This is a genomic window from Citrobacter sp. C1, from assembly GCF_014596895.2.
Taxonomy (GTDB): domain Bacteria; phylum Pseudomonadota; class Gammaproteobacteria; order Enterobacterales; family Enterobacteriaceae; genus Citrobacter; species Citrobacter gillenii.
In genome coordinates this window covers 2,923,934-2,945,072 of record NZ_CP115035.1, presented here as the reverse complement: position 1 = coordinate 2,945,072, position 21,139 = coordinate 2,923,934, and the positions used below count along the sequence as shown (strand labels likewise).

The following is a 21,139-nucleotide window of genomic DNA, read 5'->3' as shown; positions in this document are numbered from 1 at the left end:
ATAACAGGAGATGCGTGATGTCCATTATTCTCGGCATTGACCCGGGCTCGCGCATCACCGGCTATGGCGTGATCCGCCAGGTCGGTCGACAGTTGACCTACCTGGGCAGTGGATGTATTCGTACCAAAGTGGATGATTTACCGTCGCGCCTGAAGCTAATTTATGCCGGCGTGTCGGAAATCATTACCCAGTTTCAGCCAGACTACTTTGCCATTGAGCAAGTATTTATGGCAAAAAACGCCGATTCGGCGCTTAAGCTGGGGCAGGCGCGCGGCGTGGCGATTGTTGCTGCCGTAAACCAGGACCTTCCGGTGTTTGAATATGCGGCACGTCAGGTGAAGCAAACCGTCGTCGGGATAGGCAGTGCGGAGAAAAGTCAGGTGCAGCACATGGTGCGCACATTGCTAAAACTCCCGGCAAATCCCCAGGCCGATGCCGCGGATGCGCTGGCCATCGCCATTACCCACTGCCACGTCAGTCAGAACGCCATGCAAATGAGCGATACCCGGCTGAATTTAGCGCGTGGTCGACTACGTTAATGACAAATGAGGCTGGATATCTATCCAGCCTTTTTTTATGATAGCGCATTACCTTTTTAGCCCTTAACGCAGGAGCGTCACGTGATAGGCAGACTCAGAGGCATCATTCTCGAAAAACAACCCCCGTTGGTTCTTCTGGAAACGGGTGGCGTAGGCTATGAAGTGCATATGCCGATGACCTGTTTTTACGAGCTGCCGGAAGCCGGGCAGGAAGCGATTGTTTTCACCCATTTTGTGGTGCGTGAAGATGCGCAACTGCTGTACGGGTTTAACAACAAGCAGGAACGCACGCTGTTTAAAGAGCTGATTAAAACCAACGGCGTTGGACCGAAGCTGGCGCTGGCGATCCTCTCCGGCATGTCGGCGCAGCAGTTCGTTAACGCGGTTGAACGCGAAGAACTCGGTGCGCTGGTGAAACTGCCGGGTATCGGTAAGAAAACCGCTGAGCGCCTGATTGTTGAAATGAAAGACCGCTTTAAAGGCCTGCATGGCGATCTGTTCACACCGGCGGCCGATCTGGTGCTGACGTCACCTGCGGGCCCCGTAACGGATGACGCCGAACAGGAAGCGGTTGCTGCGCTGGTGGCGCTGGGCTATAAACCACAGGAAGCCAGCCGCATGGTGAGCAAAATAGCCCGCCCGGATGCCAGCAGTGAAACCCTGATTCGTGAAGCGCTCCGCGCTGCATTGTGAGGTAAAGGATGATTGAAGCAGACCGCCTGATTTCAGCTGCCAGCGCGATACCTGAAGACATTGTGGATCGTGCGATCCGCCCCAAGTTGCTCGATGAGTATATCGGTCAGCCTCAGGTCCGTTCGCAAATGGAGATTTTTATCCAGGCGGCGAAGTTGCGCGGTGATGCCCTCGACCACCTGCTGATCTTTGGTCCTCCGGGTCTTGGAAAAACCACGCTTGCCAATATTGTCGCCAATGAAATGGGCGTAAACCTGCGTACCACCTCCGGCCCGGTGCTGGAAAAAGCGGGCGATTTGGCGGCAATGCTGACGAACCTCGAGCCGCACGACGTGCTGTTTATCGATGAGATCCATCGCTTATCGCCGGTCGTGGAAGAAATATTGTATCCGGCGATGGAAGACTATCAGCTGGATATCATGATCGGCGAAGGACCTGCTGCACGTTCGATCAAGATTGATCTGCCGCCGTTTACGCTGATTGGTGCGACAACCCGTGCCGGGTCGTTAACCTCTCCGCTGCGTGACCGTTTTGGTATCGTGCAGCGACTGGAGTTTTATCAGGTTGCCGATCTTCAGCATATTGTAGGGCGCAGTGCGCGTTATATGGGGCTGGAGATGAGCGAGGAGGGCGCGCTGGAAGTTGCTCGCCGTGCGCGCGGAACGCCGCGTATTGCCAACCGTCTGCTGCGTCGCGTGCGTGACTTCGCCGAGGTGAAGCATGATGGCACTATCTCGGCAGACATTGCCGCCCAGGCGCTGGATATGCTCAATGTGGACGCTGAAGGGTTCGATTACATGGACCGTAAGCTGCTGCTGGCGGTGATCGATAAATTCTTCGGTGGGCCGGTAGGGCTGGATAACCTGGCCGCCGCTATTGGTGAAGAGCGTGAAACGATTGAGGACGTGCTGGAACCATATTTGATCCAGCAGGGCTTCCTGCAGCGTACGCCGCGCGGACGTATGGCGACGGTGCGCGCCTGGAATCATTTTGGTATTACGCCGCCGCAAATGCCTTAAGTTTTTTATGCCGGATGGCAGCTTGCCTAATCCGGCCTACCTGTGAACGTAGGCCTGATACGCGAAGCGCCATCAGGCAACACACTCTTAGCTCGCTTGCTTTTTCATCATGCTGAAAATAAACATCAGCGCGGCACACAGCACCACGGAGGGCCCTGCTGGCGTATCATAGAACGCCGAGAACGTCAGGCCGCCCGTCACCGCTATCATCCCCACGCCCACGGCAACACCGGCCATCTGCTCAGGCGTACGCGCAAAACGGCGTGCGGTGGCAGCAGGAATAATCAGCAGCGACGTAATAATGAGCGCGCCGACAAACTTCATCGCCACACCAATCGTTAACGCAGTGACCAGCATCAGCAGCAGCTTCACGCGTTGCAGCTTCACGCCATCGACAAAGGCGAGATCCGGGCTGATGGTCATTGACAGCAGGTTGCGCCATTGCCAGAAGAGAATGGCCAGCACAATGACAACACCAATAGTGATGGAGATCAGATCTTCCGGCGTCACGGCAAGCAGGTCACCGAACAGATAGGCCATCAAATCCACACGGATATTCGACATCAGGCTGACGACCACCAGGCCCAGTGACAGAGCGCTGTGCGCCATAATGCCGAGCAAGGTGTCTATGGCGAGGTGAGGGCGCTTCTCCAGCCACACCAGACCCGCTGCCAGCATCAGAGTGACTGCGATAACCGCATAGAACGGGTTTACATCTAACAGCAGACCAAAGGCCACACCCAACAGTGACGCGTGCGCCAGCGTGTCGCCAAAATAAGACATCCGACGCCAGACCACAAACGATCCCAGCGGGCCAGCGGCGCAGGCCAGCATGATCCCGGCTAACCAACCGGGTAATAACAATTCAATCATGAGTGACCATTTCCCCGGCGTAATACGATGCGACCCTGTAAATCATGGCGATGATTATGATTGTGACGGTAAATTCCGAGTTGCTCGGCACCGCGTTGTCCGAACATAGAGATAAATTCCGGGTGCATAGAGACCACTTCCGGCGTGCCGGAGCAGCAAATATGGTGGTTGAGGCACAGCACTTCGTCGGTCTTCGCCATCACCAGATGCAAATCATGCGAGACCATCAATACGGCGCAATCGAGTTCACGGCGAAGCTGGTCGATAAGGTCATACAATGCGACCTGACCATTGACATCCACACCCTGAGTGGGTTCATCCAGCACCAGCAGCTGTGGTTTATTCAGCAATGCGCGAGCCAGCAGGACGCGCTGCGTTTCCCCGCCGGACAGTTTTTGCATCGGCGCATCCATCAGATGTCCGGCCTGAACGCGCTTGAGCGCCGGGAGAATATCGTCCTTCTTTGTATCCGGACGTAAGCGCAAAAAGCGGCTGACCGTCAGGGGCAGCGTGGTATCGAGATACAGTTTTTGCGGGACATAGCCTATCCGCAGCTGTCCGTTACGCTTGATAACGCCTGCATCTGCTGCTACCAGCCCGAGGACAACGCGCACCAGCGTAGACTTCCCGGCACCGTTCGGACCAAGAAGCGTTAAAATTTTGCCGGGCCGTAGTTCAAGCGAAACGTCAGAAAGGACGCGGCGTTGACCATAAGAGACCGAGACATTTTCCAGTGAAACCAAAGTCGTCATATCAATTTTAGTCTTGCAGAAGTTATAGAATGTTATAATATCACATTTCTTACATTCATTACGATGATTGGTCGCATTATGTTACATAAAAATACGCTTCTTTTCGCAGCATTATCCGCTGCTCTTTGGGGGAGTGCAACACAGGCAGCAAATGCCGCCGTCGTTGCCTCGCTTAAGCCGCTAGGGTTTATCGCTTCAGCGATTGCTGATGGGGTTACGGATACCGAGGTTCTCCTGCCTGATGGCGCATCCGAACATGATTACTCATTGCGTCCGTCAGACGTAAAACGCTTACAGGGCGCGGACTTAGTTGTTTGGATTGGCCCCGAGATGGAAGCGTTTATGGAAAAATCTGTCAAGAATATTCCTAACGCGAAACAGGTAACGATTGCGCAACTCAATGACGTGAAGCCGTTGCTCATGAAAGGGGGCGACGATGATGATGACGATCATGGACACAATGACGCCCACGGTGAAAAAAGTGACGAACATCACCATCATGGCGACTACAACATGCATCTTTGGCTTTCCCCAGAGATAGCGCGGGCCTCAGCGGTTGCAATCCATGAAAAATTAGTGGAACTTATGCCGCAAAGTCGAGCCAAACTTGACGCCAACCTGAAGGATTTTGAGGCACAATTAGCCGCAACCGATAAGCAGGTAGGTAACGAGCTCGCACCGCTCAAGGGGAAAGGGTATTTCGTTTTTCATGACGCCTACGGCTACTACGAAAAACATTACGGACTAACACCGCTTGGTCACTTTACCGTGAACCCTGAGATTCAACCTGGTGCGCAGCGTTTACATGAAATAAGAACACAGTTGGTTGAGCAAAAAGCAACCTGCGTTTTTGCTGAGCCACAGTTCAGGCCAGCGGTCGTTGAAGCCGTTGCGAGAGGGACATCCGTTCGAATGGGAACGTTGGATCCCCTCGGAACAAACATCAAACTGGGTAAAACAAGCTATTCTGCGTTTCTGAACCAATTAGCCAACCAGTATGCGAGCTGCCTGAAAGGAGATTAATGAGGAAGTGAATACGTGCAACAGATAGCCCGCTCTGTCGCTCTGGCATTTAATAATCTGCCCCGACCCCATCGCGTTATGCTGGGGTCGCTGACCGTTCTTACATTGGCCGTCGCCGTTTGGCGGCCTTACGTTTACCATCCCGATGCTACACCGATTGTCAAAACCATCGAACTTGAAAAAAGCGAGATTCGTTCGCTGTTGCCTGAGGCCAGTGAACCTATCGATCAGGCTGCTCAGGAAGATGAAGCGATTCCTCAGGATGAACTGGATGACAAAACCTCCGGCGAGGTGGGCGTTCACGAATATGTTGTCTCGACCGGTGATACGCTGAGCAGCATCCTGAATCAGTATGGTATCGACATGGGCGATATCAGCCAGCTTGCCGCCTCGGACAAAGAGTTGCGTAACCTGAAGATTGGCCAACAGCTTTCCTGGACGCTGACCTCTGACGGTGATTTGCAGCGCCTGACCTGGGAAGTTTCTCGCCGTGAAACCCGCACGTACGATCGTACTGCGACGGGCTTCAAAATGAGCAGTGAAATGCAGCAGGGCGACTGGGTTAACAGCCGTATCAAGGGCACCGTCGGCGGCAGTTTCGTCGCCAGCGCCAAAGAGGCCGGGCTGACCAGTTCTGAAATCAGTGCGGTGATTAAGGCTATGCAGTGGCAGATGGACTTCCGCAAACTGAAAAAAGGCGATGAGTTCTCGGTGCTGATGTCTCGCGAGATGTTGGACGGCAAGCGTGAGCAAAGCCAACTGCTGGGCGTTCGTTTGCGCTCTGAAGGTAAAGACTATTATGCGATTCGTGCCGAAGACGGTAAGTTCTATGACCGTAACGGTACCGGGTTGGCGAAAGGGTTTATGCGTTTCCCGACAGCGAAACAGTTCCGCATCTCGTCTAACTTTAATCCGCGTCGCCTGAATCCGGTAACCGGACGTGTGGCACCGCACAAAGGCGTCGACTTCGCGATGCCGCAGGGTACGCCGGTACTGTCGGTAGGTGATGGTGAAGTCGTTGTTGCGAAGCGCAGCGGCGCTGCAGGCTACTATGTCGCGGTGCGTCATGGTCGTACCTACACCACCCGCTACATGCACCTGCGTAAACTGTTAGTCAAACCAGGACAAAAAGTAAAACGCGGCGATCGTATTGCGCTGTCAGGTAACACCGGACGTTCAACTGGACCACACTTGCATTATGAAGTCTGGGTTAACCAGCAGGCCGTGAACCCGTTAACGGCGAAGCTGCCGCGTACAGAAGGGCTGACCGGCTCGGATCGTACCGAGTACCTGGCGCAGGTGAAAGAGGTTCTGCCTCAGTTGCGCTTCGATTAATCAGCATACTGACAAAGCCGGTACGCGACGCGTGCCGGCTTTTTTATTTTGTACGGGGCACGACGCGCCGCTACACTATCAACAGATTTATTTTTCGCGGTACCAGACACTGGAAGAGCATGGAAACGAAAAAAAAGAATATTGAATATATCCCTGAATTTCATAAATCATTCCGCCATCCGCGCTACTGGGGTGCCTGGCTGGGTGTGGCGGCGATAGCAGGGATTGCGTTAACGCCTGCATCGTTTCGCGATCCTGTGCTGGCGAAGCTGGGACGTCTTGCCGGAAGGTTGGGGAAAAGTTCGCGCCGCAGAGCGCTGATTAATTTATCCCTGTGTTTTCCAGAGCGCAGTGAAGCCGAGCGCGAAGCCATCGTCGATGAGATGTTTGCAACGGCTCCGCAGGCGATGGTGATGATGGCAGAGCTTGCCCTGCGTGGCCCGGAGAAAATCCAAAACCGGGTTGACTGGCAAGGTCTGGAGATCATAGAAGAGATGCGCCGCAACGAGGAAAAGGTCATTTTTCTCGTCCCGCACGGTTGGGGTGTCGACATTCCAGCCATGCTGATGGCCTCGCAGGGCCAGAAAATGGCCGCGATGTTCCATAACCAGGGTAATCCTGTTTTTGATTACGTCTGGAACACGGTACGCCGTCGTTTTGGTGGTCGTTTGCATGCGCGTAATGATGGCATCAAACCCTTTATTCAGTCCGTGCGTCAGGGCTATTGGGGATACTATTTGCCGGATCAGGATCATGGTCCCGAGCACAGCGAATTTGTTGATTTTTTTGCCACCTACAAAGCAACATTGCCGGCGATTGGTCGCCTGATGAAGGTTTGCCATGCGCGTGTTGTGCCGCTGTTCCCGGTGTATGACGGGAAAACACATCGCCTGACGATTCAGGTCCGCCCGCCGATGGATGACATCCTGACCGCAGATGACCACACCATTGCCAGACGCATGAATGAAGAGGTGGAGATTTTTGTCGCGCCGCACCTCGAGCAGTACACCTGGATTTTAAAACTGCTGAAAACCCGCAAACCCGGTGAGATTGAGCCGTATAAACGTAAAGATCTCTACCCGAAGAAATAAAAAAAGCCTCTCAAGTGAGAGGCTTTCTGTATCAGGTACCACCTGTAGGCCTGATGAGCAAAGCAACATCAGGCATTGAGCGAGGTTATTATTCTACGGTCAGAATACGCGTGGTGTTGGTGGAGCCAATGGTGCTCATGACGTCGCCCTGGGTGACAATCACCAGATCGCCAGAAACCAGATAGCCTTTATCACGCAGCAGGTTCACCGCTTCGCTGGCGGCAACCACACCGTCGGTTTCGCTGTCAAAGTGAACCGGAGTAACGCCGCGGTACAGGGAGGTCAGGTTCAGCGTACGCTCATGACGCGACATGGCGAAAATCGGCAGGCCGGAGCTGATACGGGACGTCATCAGCGCGGTACGACCGGATTCTGTCATCGCGATGATGGCGGTGACCCCTTTCAGGTGGTTCGCTGCATACATTGCGGACATGGCAATCGCTTCTTCAACGTTATCAAACTGCACGTCGAGGCGGTGTTTGGAGACATTAATGCTCGGGATTTTTTCCGCGCCCAGGCAGACACGCGCCATGGCGGCAACGGTTTCAGCCGGATACTGGCCTGCGGCGGTTTCTGCCGACAGCATAACGGCGTCGGTGCCGTCGAGTACGGCGTTCGCCACGTCCATCACTTCTGCACGGGTCGGCATCGGGTTGGTGATCATCGACTCCATCATCTGCGTGGCGGTAATGACCGCACGGTTCAGCTGACGCGCACGACGGATCAGGGCTTTCTGAATACCGACCAGCTCTGGATCGCCAATTTCAACGCCCAGGTCGCCACGAGCAACCATCACGACGTCAGAGGCCAGGATGATGTCATCCATTGCATTCTGGTCGCACACGGCTTCTGCACGCTCCACCTTGGCAACAATTTTCGCATCGCAGCCTGCATCGCGCGCCAGACGGCGGGCATAGTTCAGATCTTCGCCGCAGCGCGGGAAGGAGACGGCCAGATAGTCAACGCTGATTTGCGCCGCGGTGATGATGTCAGCTTTGTCTTTTTCGGTCAGTGCTTCTGCAGAGAGACCGCCGCCCAGTTTGTTGATGCCTTTGTTATTGGAAAGCGGGCCACCGACGGTCACTTCGGTGAAGACCTTCATGCCCTGAACTTCCAGTACTTTGAGCTGTACGCGACCGTCATCCAGCAGCAGTATGTCGCCCGGCACTACGTCAGCAGGTAGGCCTTTATAGTCAATACCGACTTTTTCTTTATCGCCTTCGCCTTTACCCAGGTTGGCATCTAACAGGAACTTGTCGCCAATATTGAGGAATACTTTGCCTTCTTTGAAGGTTGATACGCGGATTTTAGGTCCCTGCAGGTCACCCAAAATAGCGACATGACGTCCCAGTTTGGCGGCAATTTCACGGACTTTATCCGCCCGCAGTTTGTGATCTTCTGGAGAGCCGTGCGAAAAGTTCATACGTACAACGTTTGCGCCCGCGGCGATAATTTTTTCAAGGTTGTTATCGCGGTCAGTTGCTGGGCCTAACGTGGTAACGATTTTGGTTCTGCGAAGCCTTCTGGACATGTAATACTCCGTTGACTGAAACAACTAGGTGTTGCGTGTGAACATTGATCCGGCCGTTCTGAAACATAACGGTAGAAATGAACGACCCGGATGATAAAAGGGTAGAACATCGTTATTGCTTTTAGCGGTCATCACTCTTGATGAGTAATTCTTTATCAAAACGCGATTCCTTGAGCGCTTCCTTGACACGCTTCAAGTTATCTCTAAATTTTGCACCACGGCGCAAAGTAAATCCTGTAGCCAGCACATCTATCACGGTCAGTTGAGCAAGTCGAGAGACCATAGGCATATAAATGTCAGTATCTTCCGGTACATCCAGGGTAATTGCCAGCGTGGCTTCACGCGCCAGCGGCGTTCCGGGGGAAGTAAGGGCGATCACCATGGCATCGTTTTCTCGCGCCAGCTGCGCCAGTTCAACCAGACTCTTTGTTCTGCCGGTATGTGAAATAAGGACAATGACGTCGTCATCGCTACAATTCATACAGCTCATACGTTGCAGTACAATATCGTCGGAATAGATAACCGGTACGTTAAAGCGGAAAAATTTATTCATGGCGTCGTGCGCCACGGCAGCGGACGAACCCAGACCGAAAAAGGCGATTTTCTTTGCCTGGGTTAATAAATCTACCGCCCGATTGACCGCCGCGTTATCCAGCGACTGACGGACGTGGTCCAGGCTTGCCATGGCAGATTCGAAGATTTTCCCGGTGTAGGACTCGACGCTATCATCCTCATCGACATTACGATTAACATACGGGGTACCATTAGCCAGACTTTGTGCCAAATGCAGTTTAAAATCAGGGAAGCCTCGTGTGTCCATGCTGCGACAGAAGCGATTCACGGTCGGCTCACTGACGTTGGCTTCCAGAGCCAACGTGGCAATACTTGAATGGATAGCCCGGTCAGGTGAGGTCAGAATAACATCGGCGACCTTACGTTCTGACTTGCTCAGATGTTCCAGTTTTAACTGGATTTTTTCCAGCATATTCATGATGTGAGTAGACTCATCGGCCATGGGCAAAAACGATTTCAGCGATATGGGGAAATCGAGCGGTAACTCTGGTAGATATTACCCCTGTGAACCCACATTCGGGGCAAAATGGACAGAAAAGTTGTTGTTTTTTTTCAATACATGATCGGAGTCGGGTTTTCTTACGCCTTCATGGTCACGTAAAAAAGCGACTTTTTTATCCATTTTGCGGCGGTAAACGTCAATAACGCCGCTGTTCACGGTAACAGCACGGCTGGATAAGCGTTTACGGTTCACGGAATCACGTAAAAGCAGTACAGTGCACTGTAATAAAATTACATTCAGTGTCGGGCATGAATACCCGACACTCAACTGAGGAGAATGACATGGCGGTAACGCAAACAGCCCAGGCATGTGACCTGGTCATTTTCGGCGCGAAGGGCGACCTTGCACGTCGAAAATTGCTGCCTTCCCTGTATCAGCTGGAAAAAGCCGGCCAGATTAACCCGGACACCCGCATTATTGGAGTTGGCCGCGCTGACTGGGACAAAGCAGCCTATACCAAGGTTGTACGCGAAGCGCTCGAAACTTTCATGAAAGAAAAAATCGATGAAAGTTTGTGGGAAACCCTCAGTGGTCGTCTGGAGTTTTGTAACCTGGACGTCAATGATACCGCTGCCTTTAGCCGTCTGGGCGACATGCTGGATCAAAAAGCACGCACCACGATTAACTACTTTGCCATGCCGCCAAGCACGTTTGGCGCGATCTGCAAAGGCTTAGGGGAAGCGAAATTGAACGCTAAACCGGCGCGCGTGGTGATGGAAAAGCCGCTGGGAACGTCGCTGGCAACCTCCCGCGAAATTAACGACCAGGTCGGTCAATATTTTGAAGAATGTCAGGTTTACCGTATTGACCACTATCTGGGCAAAGAAACGGTACTAAACCTGCTGGCACTGCGCTTTGCCAACTCCCTGTTTGTGAACAACTGGGATAACCGCACCATCGATCACGTCGAAATTACCGTGGCGGAAGAGGTGGGTATCGAAGGCCGTTGGGGTTATTTTGACCAGGCCGGTCAGATGCGCGACATGATCCAGAACCACTTGCTGCAGATTCTGTGCATGATCGCCATGTCGCCGCCGTCTGATCTGAGCGCCGACAGCATCCGTGATGAGAAAGTGAAGGTCCTGAAATCACTGCGCCGTATCGATCGTACGAACGTGCGTGAAAAAACGGTGCGTGGTCAGTACACCACCGGTTTTGCACAAGGTAAAAAAGTACCGGGGTACCTGGAAGAAGAGGGTGCGAACAAGAGCAGCAACACCGAAACCTTTGTCGCTATCCGTGTGGATATCGACAACTGGCGCTGGGCGGGCGTGCCGTTTTACCTGCGTACCGGTAAGCGTCTGCCGACCAAATGCTCTGAAGTGGTGGTGTACTTCAAAACGCCTGAACTTAACCTGTTTAAAGAATCCTGGCAGGATCTGCCGCAGAACAAGCTGACCATCCGTTTGCAGCCGGACGAAGGTGTCGATATCCAGGTGCTTAACAAAGTGCCGGGTCTGGACCACAAGCATAATCTGCAGATAACCAAGCTGGATCTGAGCTATTCCGAAACCTTCAATCAAACGCACCTGGCAGATGCCTACGAGCGCTTGCTGTTGGAAACTATGCGCGGTATTCAGGCGCTGTTCGTGCGCCGTGATGAAGTCGAAGAAGCATGGAAGTGGGTGGACTCCATCACCGAAGCCTGGGCGATGGACAACGACGCACCGAAGCCGTATCAGGCAGGGACCTGGGGACCGGTTGCCTCGGTGGCCATGATCACCCGTGACGGTCGTTCCTGGAACGAATTCGAGTAAAATTCCATCTAGCCATTAGGTGTTATTTTACCGGTAACATGATCTAACACAGATTGTAGAATAATTTTTGCACTTTTAAGCCTCGCGTGGATTCACCCGCGGGGCTTTTTTTATTACACTGCCTGAAACGATTTTGCCCCTGAGCTACGGCCAGCAAGCTATTCAGCATGGTGTTACCTTGCTGAAACGCATTGTTAATCCTGATGCTCTGACAGATAAATTTTAGGAGCCTCTATGAATCCGAATTTGTTACGCGTAACACAACGCATCGTTGAACGTTCTCAAAAGACGCGTTCTGCCTACCTCGCCCGTATCGAACAGGCTAAGACGAACACCGTTCATCGTTCGCAGCTGGCGTGCGGGAATCTGGCCCACGGTTTTGCCGCCTGTCAGCCAGAAGATAAAGCATCTCTGAAAAGCATGCTGCGTAACAATATCGCGATCATTACCTCCTATAACGACATGCTTTCTGCGCATCAGCCGTATGAGCATTATCCGGATATCATTCGCAAAGCCTTGCATGCAGCCAATGCGGTAGGCCAGGTTGCGGGTGGTGTGCCGGCGATGTGTGATGGCGTCACTCAGGGACAGGACGGGATGGAGCTTTCCCTGCTGAGCCGCGAAGTGATTGCAATGTCGGCGGCTATTGGCTTGTCTCATAACATGTTCGATGGCGCGCTGTTCCTCGGCGTGTGTGACAAAATTGTCCCGGGGCTGGTGATGGCTGCGCTGTCGTTTGGTCATCTGCCGTCCATCTTTATCCCTTCAGGCCCGATGGCGAGTGGTCTGGCGAACAAAGAAAAAGTCCGTATCCGCCAGCTCTATGCCGAAGGCAAAGTTGACCGTATGGCGCTTCTGGAATCCGAAGCCGCGTCTTATCACGCGCCGGGAACCTGTACTTTCTACGGTACAGCAAACACCAACCAGATGGTGGTGGAGTTTATGGGCATGCAGTTGCCGGGCTCCTCTTTCGTGCATCCTGATGCCCCCCTGCGTGAAGCGCTGACCGCGGCGGCGGCGCGTCAGGTCACACGCCTGACCGGTAACGGCAACGAGTGGATGCCTATCGGTAAAATGATTGATGAAAAAGTGGTGGTGAACGGTATTGTGGCCCTGCTGGCGACCGGGGGGTCCACCAACCATACGATGCACCTGGTGGCGATGGCGCGCGCGGCAGGCATTCTCATCAACTGGGATGACTTCTCCGATCTGTCCGATATCGTGCCGTTGATGGCGCGTCTGTACCCTAACGGTCCGGCCGATATTAACCACTTCCAGGCCGCGGGCGGTGTACCGGTGTTGATGCGTGAGCTGCTCAATGCGGGTCTGCTGCATGAAGATGTCAACACCGTCGCGGGCTTTGGCTTGTCGCGTTATACCCAGGAACCGTGGCTGAACAACGGCGAACTGGACTGGCGAGAAGGGGCTGAGAAGTCGCTGGATAGTAGCGTGATTGCTACCTTTGACCAGCCGTTCTCGCATCATGGCGGCACCAAAGTGCTGAGCGGCAACCTGGGGCGCGCGGTGATGAAAACTTCCGCGGTACCGGTTGAAAACCAGATCATCGAAGCCCCGGCAATTGTCTTTGAGAGTCAGCATGATGTGTTACCGGCCTTTGATGCGGGCCTGCTTGACCGTGACTGCGTGGTGGTCGTTCGCCATCAGGGGCCAAAAGCGAACGGTATGCCAGAATTACATAAACTCATGCCGCCTCTTGGTGTATTATTGGACCGTTGTTTCAAAATTGCGTTAGTTACCGATGGACGACTTTCAGGTGCTTCAGGTAAAGTGCCTTCAGCAATCCATGTAACACCGGAAGCTTATGATGGCGGGCTACTGGCAAAAGTACGCGATGGCGACATCATTCGAGTGAATGGACAGACAGGTGAATTGACGCTGCTGGTCGATGAAGAGGAACTTGCCTCTCGTCAGCCCCACATTCCTGACCTCAGCGCATCGCGGGTAGGAACAGGGCGTGAGATGTTCAGTGCGTTGCGCGAAAAGCTGTCCGGTGCGGAGCAGGGCGCAACCTGTATCGATTTTTAAGACTCATTTTGTAATCAGGCGAGAGAAGAAACTCTGATGAAAAACTGGAAGACAAGTGCAGAAGCAATCCTCACCACTGGCCCGGTTGTACCGGTTATCGTGGTGAATAAACTGGAACACGCGGTGCCGATGGCAAAAGCGCTGGTTGCAGGGGGTGTTCGTGTTCTGGAAGTGACCTTACGTACCGCATGTGCGATGGACGCCATTCGTGCTATCGCCAAAGAAGTGCCGGATGCGATCGTCGGTGCAGGTACCGTACTGAACCCGCAGCAGCTCGCGGAAGTGACGGAAGCTGGTGCGCAGTTTGCTATTAGCCCAGGACTGACCGAGCCTCTGCTGAAAGCGGCAACCGAAGGGACGATTCCTCTGATCCCAGGCATCAGCACCGTTTCTGAACTGATGCTGGGCATGGATTACGGCTTGAAAGAATTCAAATTCTTCCCGGCTGAAGCGAACGGCGGGACAAAAGCGCTGCAGGCGATTGCGGGTCCGTTCTCCCAGGTGCGTTTCTGCCCAACCGGCGGTATTTCTCCGGCCAACTACCGTGACTATCTGGCGCTGAAAAGCGTACTGTGTATCGGCGGCTCCTGGCTGGTTCCGGCAGATGCGCTGGAAGCGGGTGACTACGATCGCATTACCAAACTGGCTCGCGAAGCGGTAGAAGGCGCGAAGCAGTAAATCGTTAAATGCCCGATGGTGCGACTGGAACGCACCATCGGGTTTGTTCACGCCGGGAAATCCCCCTGCTGGCGCGCGACCAGCGTCAGGATCGAGTACAGCGCCACAGCTTGCTGATGCTGATTGAAAATCTCCACTGACCATTCCACTACGCCTGTGGCCTTCTCATCAGCGCTGCGCTGGCGTTTCACCGTTTTACGTTTGCAGGTCAGGCGTACCTGGATAGTATCGCCCGGTTTTACCGGCTCGATAAAACGCAGGTTTTCCATGCCGTAGTTGGCGATAACCGGGCCGACGCCCGCGTCAACAAACAGCCCGGCGGCGGCAGAAATCAGGAAGTAACCGTGCACCACGCGCTCGCCAAAAATCGACTCCGCGGCGGCAATTTTGTCCATGTGAGCGTAGAAGTGATCGCCGCTCAGGCAGGCAAAGTTGACGATATCCGCTTCGGTCAGCGTGCGGCGCGGGGTCAGCAGGCTGTCACCGGGCTGGATCTCTTCAAAATATTTGCGGAACGGGTGGACGCGGTCTTCCGCCACCTGCGCGCCGCGCACCCATTGCTGGCCGATGGCGGCAAGCATCGTCGGGCTGCCCTGAATCGCGGTGCGCTGCATGTAGTGTTTTACCGCCCGCAGGCCGCCGAGTTCTTCGCCGCCGCCTGCGCGTCCCGGGCCGCCATGTACCAGCTGCGGCAGTGGGGAACCGTGGCCGGTGGATTCGACGGAAGATTCTTCGTTCAGCACCTGAATACGCCCGTGCGCCCGTGCGGCACCGAGAATAAACTGGCGAGCCAAATCACCATCTGCCGTCACTAACGTTCCCGCCAGGCTACCTTCACCGGCGCGCGCTAGCTGCATCGCATGCTCGCTATTCTGATACGGCATCAGCGTCGCCACCGGGCCAAATGCTTCAATCACGTGAACCGCCGCCACTTCATCCGGCTGCGCGCAGAACAGCAGCGTCGGCGGGAAGAACGCCCCGGCGGCGTTGAGATCGGCTTTGCCGCCCAGCAGCACGTCGCATCCGGCTTCCAGCAGGCGGTTGACGTTATCCTGCACGTCCTGACGCTGTTCGCTATTGACCAGCGCGCCCATCTTCACACCTTCCTGCGCCGGGTCGCCGACCACCACTTTTTGCAGACGCGCAATCAGCGCTTCGCTCACCGCTTTCACCTGCGCCTGTGGCACGATAATCCGGCGAATAGCGGTACATTTTTGTCCGGCTTTGGTGGTCATCTCGCGCACCACTTCACGGATAAACAGCGCAAATTCAGGCTGTTCCGGCGTCACATCGTCACCCAGCACGCAGCAGTTCAGCGAGTCCGCTTCCATGGTGAAGGGGACAGATTTCGCCACCAGATTCGGATGCACGCGCAGCTGTTGCCCGGTTTTTGCTGAGCCGGTAAAAGTCACCACATCCTGATGGTCAAGTTGGTCGAGCAGGTCGCCCGCGCCGCCGCAAATCAGGCTGATCGCGCCGTCCGGCACCAGCCCGCTGTCGACAATCGCTTTGACCATCGCCTGGGTTAGCTGCGCGGTGGCGGTGGCTGGTTTGATGATCGCGGGCATCCCGGCAAGCCAGGTGGGGGCCAGCTTTTCTAACATGCCCCAGCACGGGAAGTTAAAGGCGTTGATATGCACCGCCACGCCGGATTTTGAGGTCAGCACGTGACGCGCGGCAAAGCCGCCTTGTTTGGACAGCGGGATCAGCTCATCTTCCGGCCACAGGGTATCGTCCGGCAGTTCACGGCTGCCCAACCCGGCATAGGTGAAGAGGGTGCCGATACCGCCTTCAATATCCACCCAGCTATCCGCACGCGTCGCGCCGGTCTCGGCGGAGATGGCATAGAAATCGGCCTTCAGCTCCAGCAGATGTTTCGCCACCGCTTTTAACATTGCGCTGCGTTCAATAAAGGTCATCGCCTGTAACGCTTTGCCGCCGTGCTCGATGGCGAAGCGGCGCGCCTGCGCCATATCCAGCCCCTCGCTTGTGACTTCCCACAGCGCTTCGCCGCTGATGGCGTGATGAATGGTGCGGGTACGGCCCCGGCCGGTCTGCCAGGCGCCGGATAAATAGCTGGCTAACTGCTGCATGGTTATTCTCCAGATATGTTACGTAATCTCGCTATAAATAGTTCTTTTCTGAATCATAAAATGCAAGCCTGATTTTAATAATTTGTTAACAATGCGATCGAGGACACTATCCCTGATAGTGATACAAGCCTGTTTATAAAAGGATTACTAAAACCCTTTGCGGTACTCATCACAAAATTCACAAACAAAATTTGTGGTTTTATTTAACTAAGATGTAACTTTTATAAAACAAAGTGATTCGCAAAAATTGATTTGTTGAATTTATCGGAATCATAAGGTGATGACGTGACAGAAGAACATAGCTTTGACCAGCGCATCGCGCAGGATACCGCCATCGAACCGCAGGACTGGATGCCGGATGCCTACCGCAAAACGCTGATTCGCCAGATTGGCCAGCATGCGCATTCGGAAATTGTTGGCATGCTGCCGGAAGGTAACTGGATCACCCGCGCCCCAACGCTTCGCCGCAAAGCGATTCTGCTGGCGAAAGTGCAGGATGAAGCCGGACATGGCCTGTACCTCTACAGCGCCGCCGAAACCCTCGGCTGCGCCCGTGAAGATCTGTATCAGAAGATGCTCGACGGGCAGATGAAGTACTCCTCCATTTTTAACTATCCAACCCTGACCTGGGCCGATATCGGCGTTATCGGTTGGCTGGTTGATGGTGCTGCGATCGTCAATCAGGTGGCGCTGTGTCGCACCTCCTACGGCCCGTATGCCAGGGCGATGGTCAAAATCTGCAAAGAAGAGAGCTTCCACCAGCGTCAGGGTTTTGAAGCCTGCATGGCGCTGGCGGCAGGGAGCGAAGAACAGCGTCAGATGCTGCAGGACGCCATCAACCGCTTCTGGTGGCCAGCGCTGATGATGTTCGGCCCGAGCGATGACAACTCGCCGAACAGCGCCCGCAGCATGGCGTGGAAAATCAAACTGCACTCCAACGACGAATTGCGTCAGCGCTTTGTCGACAACACCGTCCCACAGGTGGAAATCCTCGGCATGCAGGCGCCGGATGCTGATCTGACGCTTGACGAAGCTACCGGTCACTACCGCTACGGCGAAATTGACTGGCAGGAACTTAACGAAGTCATCAACGGGCGTGGCATCTGTAACCACGAACGTCTGGGCGCAAAACGCAAAGCCTGGGAAGAGGGGGCATGGGTGCGCGAAGCCGCGCTGGCGCATGCCGAAAAACAGCAGGCCCGCAGCGCCGCCTAAGGAGAATAAAGATGAGCAAAACATACTGGCCGTTATACGAAGTGTTTGTCCGCAGCAAACAAGGTTTGTCTCACCGTCACGTCGGCAGCCTGCACGCCGCCGATGACCAGATGGCGCTGGAAAACGCGCGCGATGCCTACACCCGTCGCAGCGAAGGTTGTTCGATTTGGGTAGTGAAGGCGAGCGAAATTGTCGCCTCGCAACCGGAAGAACGCGGTGCGTTTTTCGACCCCTCTGAGAGCAAAGTCTACCGCCATCCGACGTTCTACACCGTGCCAGACGGCATGGAACATATGTGAGGCAACGATGAATAACCTGAATCCCGTTGCCACCTATGCCTTGCGTCTGGGCGATAACGGCCTGGTGCTGGCCCAGCGGTTAGGCGCGTGGTGCGGTCATGCGCCGGAGCTGGAGATTGACCTCGCGCTGGCTAATATCGGACTCGACCTGCTGGGTCAGGCGCGTAATTTTCTCAGCTATGCCGCCGAGCTTAACGGCAGCGGCGACGAAGACACGCTGGCCTTTGGTCGCGATGAACGTCAGTTCCGCAATCTGCTGCTGGTCGAACAGCCGAACGGCAACTTTGCCGACACCCTCGCCCGTCAGTTCTTTATCGACGTCTGGCACGTGGCGCTGTTCAGCCGCCTGGTCAACAGCCGTGACGCGCAGCTTGCCGCTATCGCCGCCAAAGGGCTGAAAGAAGTGCGCTATCACCAGCGTTTTAGTCGCGGCTGGCTGGAGCGTCTGGGTAACGGCACCGAACACTCGGCAAACCTGATGCAGCAAGCGGTGGACAGCCTGTGGCGCTTCACCGGCGAGTTGTTCCAGGCCGATGAGCTGGAGATCGCTTTAATTGCGCAGGGGATCGCCGTCGATCCGCGTGAGCTACAGGCCGAATGGCAGGCGACGGTCCACACCGCGCTGCTCGATTCTGGTTTGCAGATCCCGCAAGAAGCGGCGTTCCGTAGCGGCGGGAAACAGGGGCTGCACAGTGAACATCTGGGGCCGATGCTGGCAGAGATGCAGTACTTGCAACGTGCTTACCCCGGTCAGCAGTGGTAAACGGAGGTCGCTATGCAACGTCTTGCCGCCATCGCACCCGCTGAGGTGCACAGCATTTGGGGATTGCTAAGCGCTATCCCCGACCCGGAAGTCCCGGTGCTGACCATTACCGACCTCGGCATGGTGCGCCGCGTTGAACGTCACGGCGACGGCTGGGTGATTGGCTTCACGCCAACCTATTCCGGCTGTCCGGCAACCGAACATCTGCTCGGTGAAATTCGCGCGGTGATGACCGAGCACGGCTACATCCCGGTGCACATTGTGTTGCAGCTTGACCCGCCGTGGACTACCGACTGGATGAGCCCGGACGCCCGCGAGCGCCTGCGCCAGTACGGCATCAGCCCGCCGCAGGCCCACGCCTGTCACGCCGACGAAATGCCGAAGGATGTGCTCTGTCCACGCTGCGGCAGCACCCGCAGCTCGCTGATTAGCGAATTCGGTTCCACGGCCTGCAAAGCGCTGTATCGCTGCGAAAGCTGCCGTGAACCCTTTGATTACTTTAAATGTATTTGAGGTCGCGATGACAACATTTCATTCGCTTACCGTGGCAAATGTTGAGCCGGAAACCCGCGATGCGGTGACCATCACCTTTGCCATACCCGACGCGCTACGCAGCGCCTACGCCTTCCGTCCGGGCCAGCATCTGACGCTGAAAACCCGTCTTGGTGGCGAAGAGTTGCGTCGTTGCTACTCCATTTGTCGCAGTCGCTCACCGGCAGAAATCAGCGTGGCGGTGAAAGCCATCGACGGTGGCCGTTTTTCACGCTTCGCCCAGAGCGATATCCAGCAGGGCATGGAATTCGAGGTGATGGTGCCGCAGGGTCACTTTGGCCACCAGCCACAGGCCGATCGCAGCGCCCACTATCTGGCGATTGCCGCCGGTTCCGGGATCACGCCGATGATGGCGATTATCGAAGCCACGCTGGCGATGGAAAGCGACAGCCGCTTCACCCTGATCTATGGCAACCGCAGCAGCCACAGCATGATGTTCCGCCAGGCGCTGGCCGATCTGAAAGATCGCTATCCGCGGCGTTTACAAGTGATCCATCTGTTCAGCCAGGAATCGATGGACAGCGACTTGTTACAGGGGCGCATTGACGGCGACAAACTGCGCGCGCTGTCTGAGTATCTGCTCGATTTCAGCTGCTTTGACGATGCCTTTATCTGCGGCCCGTCGGCGATGATGGACGACGCTGAAACCACGCTGCGTGCGCTGGGAATGCCGGAAAAAGCCATTCACCTGGAGCGTTTCAATACGCCGGGCACCAGCGTCAAACGCGCCACTGGCGTACAGGCCGAAGGGCGTACTGTGACGTTGCGTCAGGACGGTCGCGAGCGTCTGATTTCGCTCTCTGCGGAAGATGATAGCATTCTCGATGCCGCGCTGCGTCAGGGGGCCGACCTGCCGTTCGCCTGCAAAGGCGGCGTTTGTGCCACCTGCAAATGCAAAGTGGTGCGCGGCGAAGTGGCGATGGCGGCTAACTACAGCCTCGAAGCCGACGAACTGGCGGCGGGCTATGTGCTGAGCTGTCAGGCGCTGCCAACCAGCGGCGATGTGGTGGTGGATTTTGATGCGCGGGGGATGGCATGAGCGAACTGCTGATTACCCGTCACGACCGCGTTTTACAGCTGACGCTGAACCGTCCACAGGCACGAAATGCACTGAATAACGCGCTGCTGACCCAGCTTGCCGAGGCGCTGGAAAGTGCGGCGGCGGACGAGAGTATTAGCGTCTGCGTGATTAGCGGTAATACCCGTTATTTCGCGGCAGGTGCAGACCTTAACGAAATGGCAGAAAAAGATTTGCCCGCCACTTTTGATGATATTCGCCCGCGCTTATGGGCGCGTATCGATGGCTTTAACAAGCCGCTGATTGCGGTGGTCAACGGCTACGCGCTGGGCGCGGGCTGCGAGCTGGTGCTGCTGTGCGACCTGGTGATCGCCGGGGATAACGCCCGCTTTGGGCTGCCGGAAATCACCCTCGGCACCATGCCGGGGGCGGGCGGTACCCAGCGTTTGATTCGCAGCGTCGGGAAAGCGCTGGCCAGCCGCATGGTACTGAGCGGTGAAAGCATTGATGCCCAGCGGGCACAGCAGGCGGGGCTGGTCAGCGATATCCACCCAGCCAACCTTTCTGACGAATACGCGCTGAAACTGGCGGCGACCATCGCCCGTCACTCGCCGCTGGCGCTGCGTGCCGCCAAACAGTCGTTACGTCTGGCGCAGGAAGTGAGCTTGCAGGCTGGGCTAACACAGGAGCGCCAGCTGTTTACCGTGCTGAGCGCCACCGAAGACCGTCGCGAAGGCATCGCTGCCTTTTTAGAAAAACGCACCCCAGCTTTCAAAGGACGTTAACC

At 55.4% G+C, this 21,139-nt stretch carries 20 protein-coding genes; 15 read left to right on the top strand and 5 right to left on the bottom strand.

Annotation, left to right across the window (positions count from 1 at the left end; genetic code table 11):
* Positions 1–17 precede the first annotated feature (17 nt).
* The 3 genes from ruvC (at position 18) to ruvB (ending at position 2,251) form a co-directional block, all read left to right on the top strand.
* The gene (gene ruvC / locus IB214_RS14290; RefSeq protein WP_045444124.1) at positions 18–539 is read left to right on the top strand and encodes a crossover junction endodeoxyribonuclease RuvC; all 522 of its coding nucleotides are present in this window, start codon (positions 18–20) and stop codon (positions 537–539) included.
* 81 nt (positions 540–620) lie between these two features.
* Positions 621–1,232 (top strand): Holliday junction branch migration protein RuvA, encoded by a 612-nt coding sequence (gene ruvA / locus IB214_RS14285; protein WP_096757434.1) that lies wholly within the window; start codon positions 621–623, stop codon positions 1,230–1,232.
* Between the two features lie 8 nt (positions 1,233–1,240).
* Complete coding sequence (gene ruvB, locus IB214_RS14280; protein ID WP_096757433.1) at positions 1,241–2,251, top strand: Holliday junction branch migration DNA helicase RuvB; 1,011 nt, start codon at positions 1,241–1,243, stop codon at positions 2,249–2,251.
* Between the two features lie 87 nt (positions 2,252–2,338).
* Here ruvB and znuB read toward each other — a convergent pair whose 3' ends face one another.
* Together znuB and znuC are read right to left on the bottom strand one after the other, a co-directional pair.
* Positions 2,339–3,124, bottom strand: coding sequence for a zinc ABC transporter permease subunit ZnuB (gene znuB, locus IB214_RS14275; RefSeq protein ID WP_117341934.1), 786 nt, complete (start codon positions 3,122–3,124; stop codon positions 2,339–2,341).
* A complete protein-coding gene (gene znuC, locus IB214_RS14270; RefSeq protein WP_096757431.1) occupies positions 3,121–3,876 on the bottom strand; it encodes a zinc ABC transporter ATP-binding protein ZnuC in 756 nt (251 codons plus the stop codon). Before znuC ends, znuB begins: the two co-directional genes overlap by 4 nt.
* Before the next feature lie 78 nt (positions 3,877–3,954).
* On the opposite strand from znuC, the gene znuA reads away from it, so the two are divergent.
* The 3 genes from znuA (at position 3,955) to lpxM (ending at position 7,325) form a co-directional block, all read left to right on the top strand.
* Positions 3,955–4,899, top strand: a complete 945-nt coding sequence (znuA, locus tag IB214_RS14265; protein WP_135912207.1) for a zinc ABC transporter substrate-binding protein ZnuA — start codon at positions 3,955–3,957, stop codon at positions 4,897–4,899.
* Positions 4,900–4,914: 15 nt separating this feature from the next.
* Positions 4,915–6,234 (top strand): murein DD-endopeptidase MepM, encoded by a 1,320-nt coding sequence (mepM, locus tag IB214_RS14260; protein ID WP_115258766.1) that lies wholly within the window; start codon positions 4,915–4,917, stop codon positions 6,232–6,234.
* Positions 6,235–6,353: 119 nt separating this feature from the next.
* Positions 6,354–7,325, top strand: a complete 972-nt coding sequence (gene lpxM / locus IB214_RS14255; protein ID WP_115258765.1) for a lauroyl-Kdo(2)-lipid IV(A) myristoyltransferase — start codon at positions 6,354–6,356, stop codon at positions 7,323–7,325.
* Positions 7,326–7,413: 88 nt separating this feature from the next.
* On the opposite strand, the gene pyk is transcribed toward lpxM, so the two are convergent.
* The gene (gene pyk / locus IB214_RS14250; protein ID WP_096757427.1) at positions 7,414–8,856 is read right to left on the bottom strand and encodes a pyruvate kinase; all 1,443 of its coding nucleotides are present in this window, start codon (positions 8,854–8,856) and stop codon (positions 7,414–7,416) included.
* A 121-nt stretch (positions 8,857–8,977) separates the two neighbouring features.
* On the bottom strand, positions 8,978–9,847 hold the full coding sequence (locus tag IB214_RS14245; RefSeq protein ID WP_096759428.1) for a MurR/RpiR family transcriptional regulator: 870 nt from the start codon (positions 9,845–9,847) through the stop codon (positions 8,978–8,980).
* 365 nt (positions 9,848–10,212) lie between these two features.
* Between IB214_RS14245 and zwf the strand changes: the two genes are divergently transcribed.
* From zwf to kdgA, 3 genes are all read left to right on the top strand, one after another.
* A complete protein-coding gene (gene zwf, locus IB214_RS14240) occupies positions 10,213–11,688 on the top strand; it encodes a glucose-6-phosphate dehydrogenase (RefSeq protein ID WP_096757426.1) in 1,476 nt (491 codons plus the stop codon).
* 234 nt (positions 11,689–11,922) lie between these two features.
* The gene (gene edd / locus IB214_RS14235; RefSeq protein ID WP_115258762.1) at positions 11,923–13,734 is read left to right on the top strand and encodes a phosphogluconate dehydratase; all 1,812 of its coding nucleotides are present in this window, start codon (positions 11,923–11,925) and stop codon (positions 13,732–13,734) included.
* A 36-nt stretch (positions 13,735–13,770) separates the two neighbouring features.
* Positions 13,771–14,412 carry a bifunctional 4-hydroxy-2-oxoglutarate aldolase/2-dehydro-3-deoxy-phosphogluconate aldolase gene (gene kdgA, locus IB214_RS14230; RefSeq protein ID WP_003034901.1) on the top strand — a complete coding sequence of 214 codons (642 nt, stop codon included), beginning with the start codon at positions 13,771–13,773 and terminating at the stop codon, positions 14,410–14,412.
* Positions 14,413–14,459: 47 nt separating this feature from the next.
* On the opposite strand, the gene paaZ is transcribed toward kdgA, so the two are convergent.
* Positions 14,460–16,505 (bottom strand): phenylacetic acid degradation bifunctional protein PaaZ, encoded by a 2,046-nt coding sequence (gene paaZ / locus IB214_RS14225; protein WP_117341936.1) that lies wholly within the window; start codon positions 16,503–16,505, stop codon positions 14,460–14,462.
* A gap of 285 nt (positions 16,506–16,790) precedes the next feature.
* Between paaZ and paaA the strand changes: the two genes are divergently transcribed.
* From paaA to paaF, 6 genes are read left to right on the top strand one after another with little or no spacing between them, the layout of a single operon-like run.
* Positions 16,791–17,720 carry a 1,2-phenylacetyl-CoA epoxidase subunit PaaA gene (gene paaA, locus IB214_RS14220; protein WP_117341937.1) on the top strand — a complete coding sequence of 310 codons (930 nt, stop codon included), beginning with the start codon at positions 16,791–16,793 and terminating at the stop codon, positions 17,718–17,720.
* Positions 17,721–17,731: 11 nt separating this feature from the next.
* Positions 17,732–18,019: a 1,2-phenylacetyl-CoA epoxidase subunit PaaB gene (gene paaB / locus IB214_RS14215; RefSeq protein ID WP_117341938.1), complete on the top strand. Its 288-nt coding sequence runs from the start codon at positions 17,732–17,734 to the stop codon at positions 18,017–18,019.
* Positions 18,020–18,026: 7 nt separating this feature from the next.
* Positions 18,027–18,782, top strand: a complete 756-nt coding sequence (gene paaC, locus IB214_RS14210; RefSeq protein WP_117341939.1) for a 1,2-phenylacetyl-CoA epoxidase subunit PaaC — start codon at positions 18,027–18,029, stop codon at positions 18,780–18,782.
* Positions 18,783–18,794: 12 nt separating this feature from the next.
* Positions 18,795–19,295 carry a 1,2-phenylacetyl-CoA epoxidase subunit PaaD gene (gene paaD / locus IB214_RS14205; protein WP_117341940.1) on the top strand — a complete coding sequence of 167 codons (501 nt, stop codon included), beginning with the start codon at positions 18,795–18,797 and terminating at the stop codon, positions 19,293–19,295.
* A 7-nt stretch (positions 19,296–19,302) separates the two neighbouring features.
* Positions 19,303–20,373, top strand: a complete 1,071-nt coding sequence (gene paaE / locus IB214_RS14200) for a 1,2-phenylacetyl-CoA epoxidase subunit PaaE (RefSeq protein WP_117341941.1) — start codon at positions 19,303–19,305, stop codon at positions 20,371–20,373.
* A complete protein-coding gene (gene paaF, locus IB214_RS14195; RefSeq protein WP_117341942.1) occupies positions 20,370–21,137 on the top strand; it encodes a 2,3-dehydroadipyl-CoA hydratase PaaF in 768 nt (255 codons plus the stop codon). Before paaE ends, paaF begins: the two co-directional genes overlap by 4 nt.
* Positions 21,138–21,139: the final 2 nt, after the last annotated feature.

Excerpts from the sequence above, each read along its gene's own strand:
- pyk (WP_096757427.1), bottom strand. The coding sequence starts at position 8,856 with ATGTCCAGAAGGCTTCGCAGAACCAAAATCGTTACCACGTTAGGCCCA.
- paaF (WP_117341942.1), top strand. The coding sequence starts at position 20,370 with ATGAGCGAACTGCTGATTACCCGTCACGACCGCGTTTTACAGCTGACG.
- znuB (WP_117341934.1), bottom strand. The coding sequence starts at position 3,124 with ATGATTGAATTGTTATTACCCGGTTGGTTAGCCGGGATCATGCTGGCC.
- paaZ (WP_117341936.1), bottom strand. The coding sequence starts at position 16,505 with ATGCAGCAGTTAGCCAGCTATTTATCCGGCGCCTGGCAGACCGGCCGG.
- ruvC (WP_045444124.1), top strand. The coding sequence starts at position 18 with ATGTCCATTATTCTCGGCATTGACCCGGGCTCGCGCATCACCGGCTAT.
- IB214_RS14245 (WP_096759428.1), bottom strand. The coding sequence starts at position 9,847 with ATGAATATGCTGGAAAAAATCCAGTTAAAACTGGAACATCTGAGCAAG.
- paaB (WP_117341938.1), top strand. The coding sequence starts at position 17,732 with ATGAGCAAAACATACTGGCCGTTATACGAAGTGTTTGTCCGCAGCAAA.
- paaC (WP_117341939.1), top strand. The coding sequence starts at position 18,027 with ATGAATAACCTGAATCCCGTTGCCACCTATGCCTTGCGTCTGGGCGAT.
- ruvB (WP_096757433.1), top strand. The coding sequence starts at position 1,241 with ATGATTGAAGCAGACCGCCTGATTTCAGCTGCCAGCGCGATACCTGAA.
- paaE (WP_117341941.1), top strand. The coding sequence starts at position 19,303 with ATGACAACATTTCATTCGCTTACCGTGGCAAATGTTGAGCCGGAAACC.
- znuA (WP_135912207.1), top strand. The coding sequence starts at position 3,955 with ATGTTACATAAAAATACGCTTCTTTTCGCAGCATTATCCGCTGCTCTT.
- kdgA (WP_003034901.1), top strand. The coding sequence starts at position 13,771 with ATGAAAAACTGGAAGACAAGTGCAGAAGCAATCCTCACCACTGGCCCG.
- zwf (WP_096757426.1), top strand. The coding sequence starts at position 10,213 with ATGGCGGTAACGCAAACAGCCCAGGCATGTGACCTGGTCATTTTCGGC.
- paaD (WP_117341940.1), top strand. The coding sequence starts at position 18,795 with ATGCAACGTCTTGCCGCCATCGCACCCGCTGAGGTGCACAGCATTTGG.
- edd (WP_115258762.1), top strand. The coding sequence starts at position 11,923 with ATGAATCCGAATTTGTTACGCGTAACACAACGCATCGTTGAACGTTCT.
- znuC (WP_096757431.1), bottom strand. The coding sequence starts at position 3,876 with ATGACGACTTTGGTTTCACTGGAAAATGTCTCGGTCTCTTATGGTCAA.
- lpxM (WP_115258765.1), top strand. The coding sequence starts at position 6,354 with ATGGAAACGAAAAAAAAGAATATTGAATATATCCCTGAATTTCATAAA.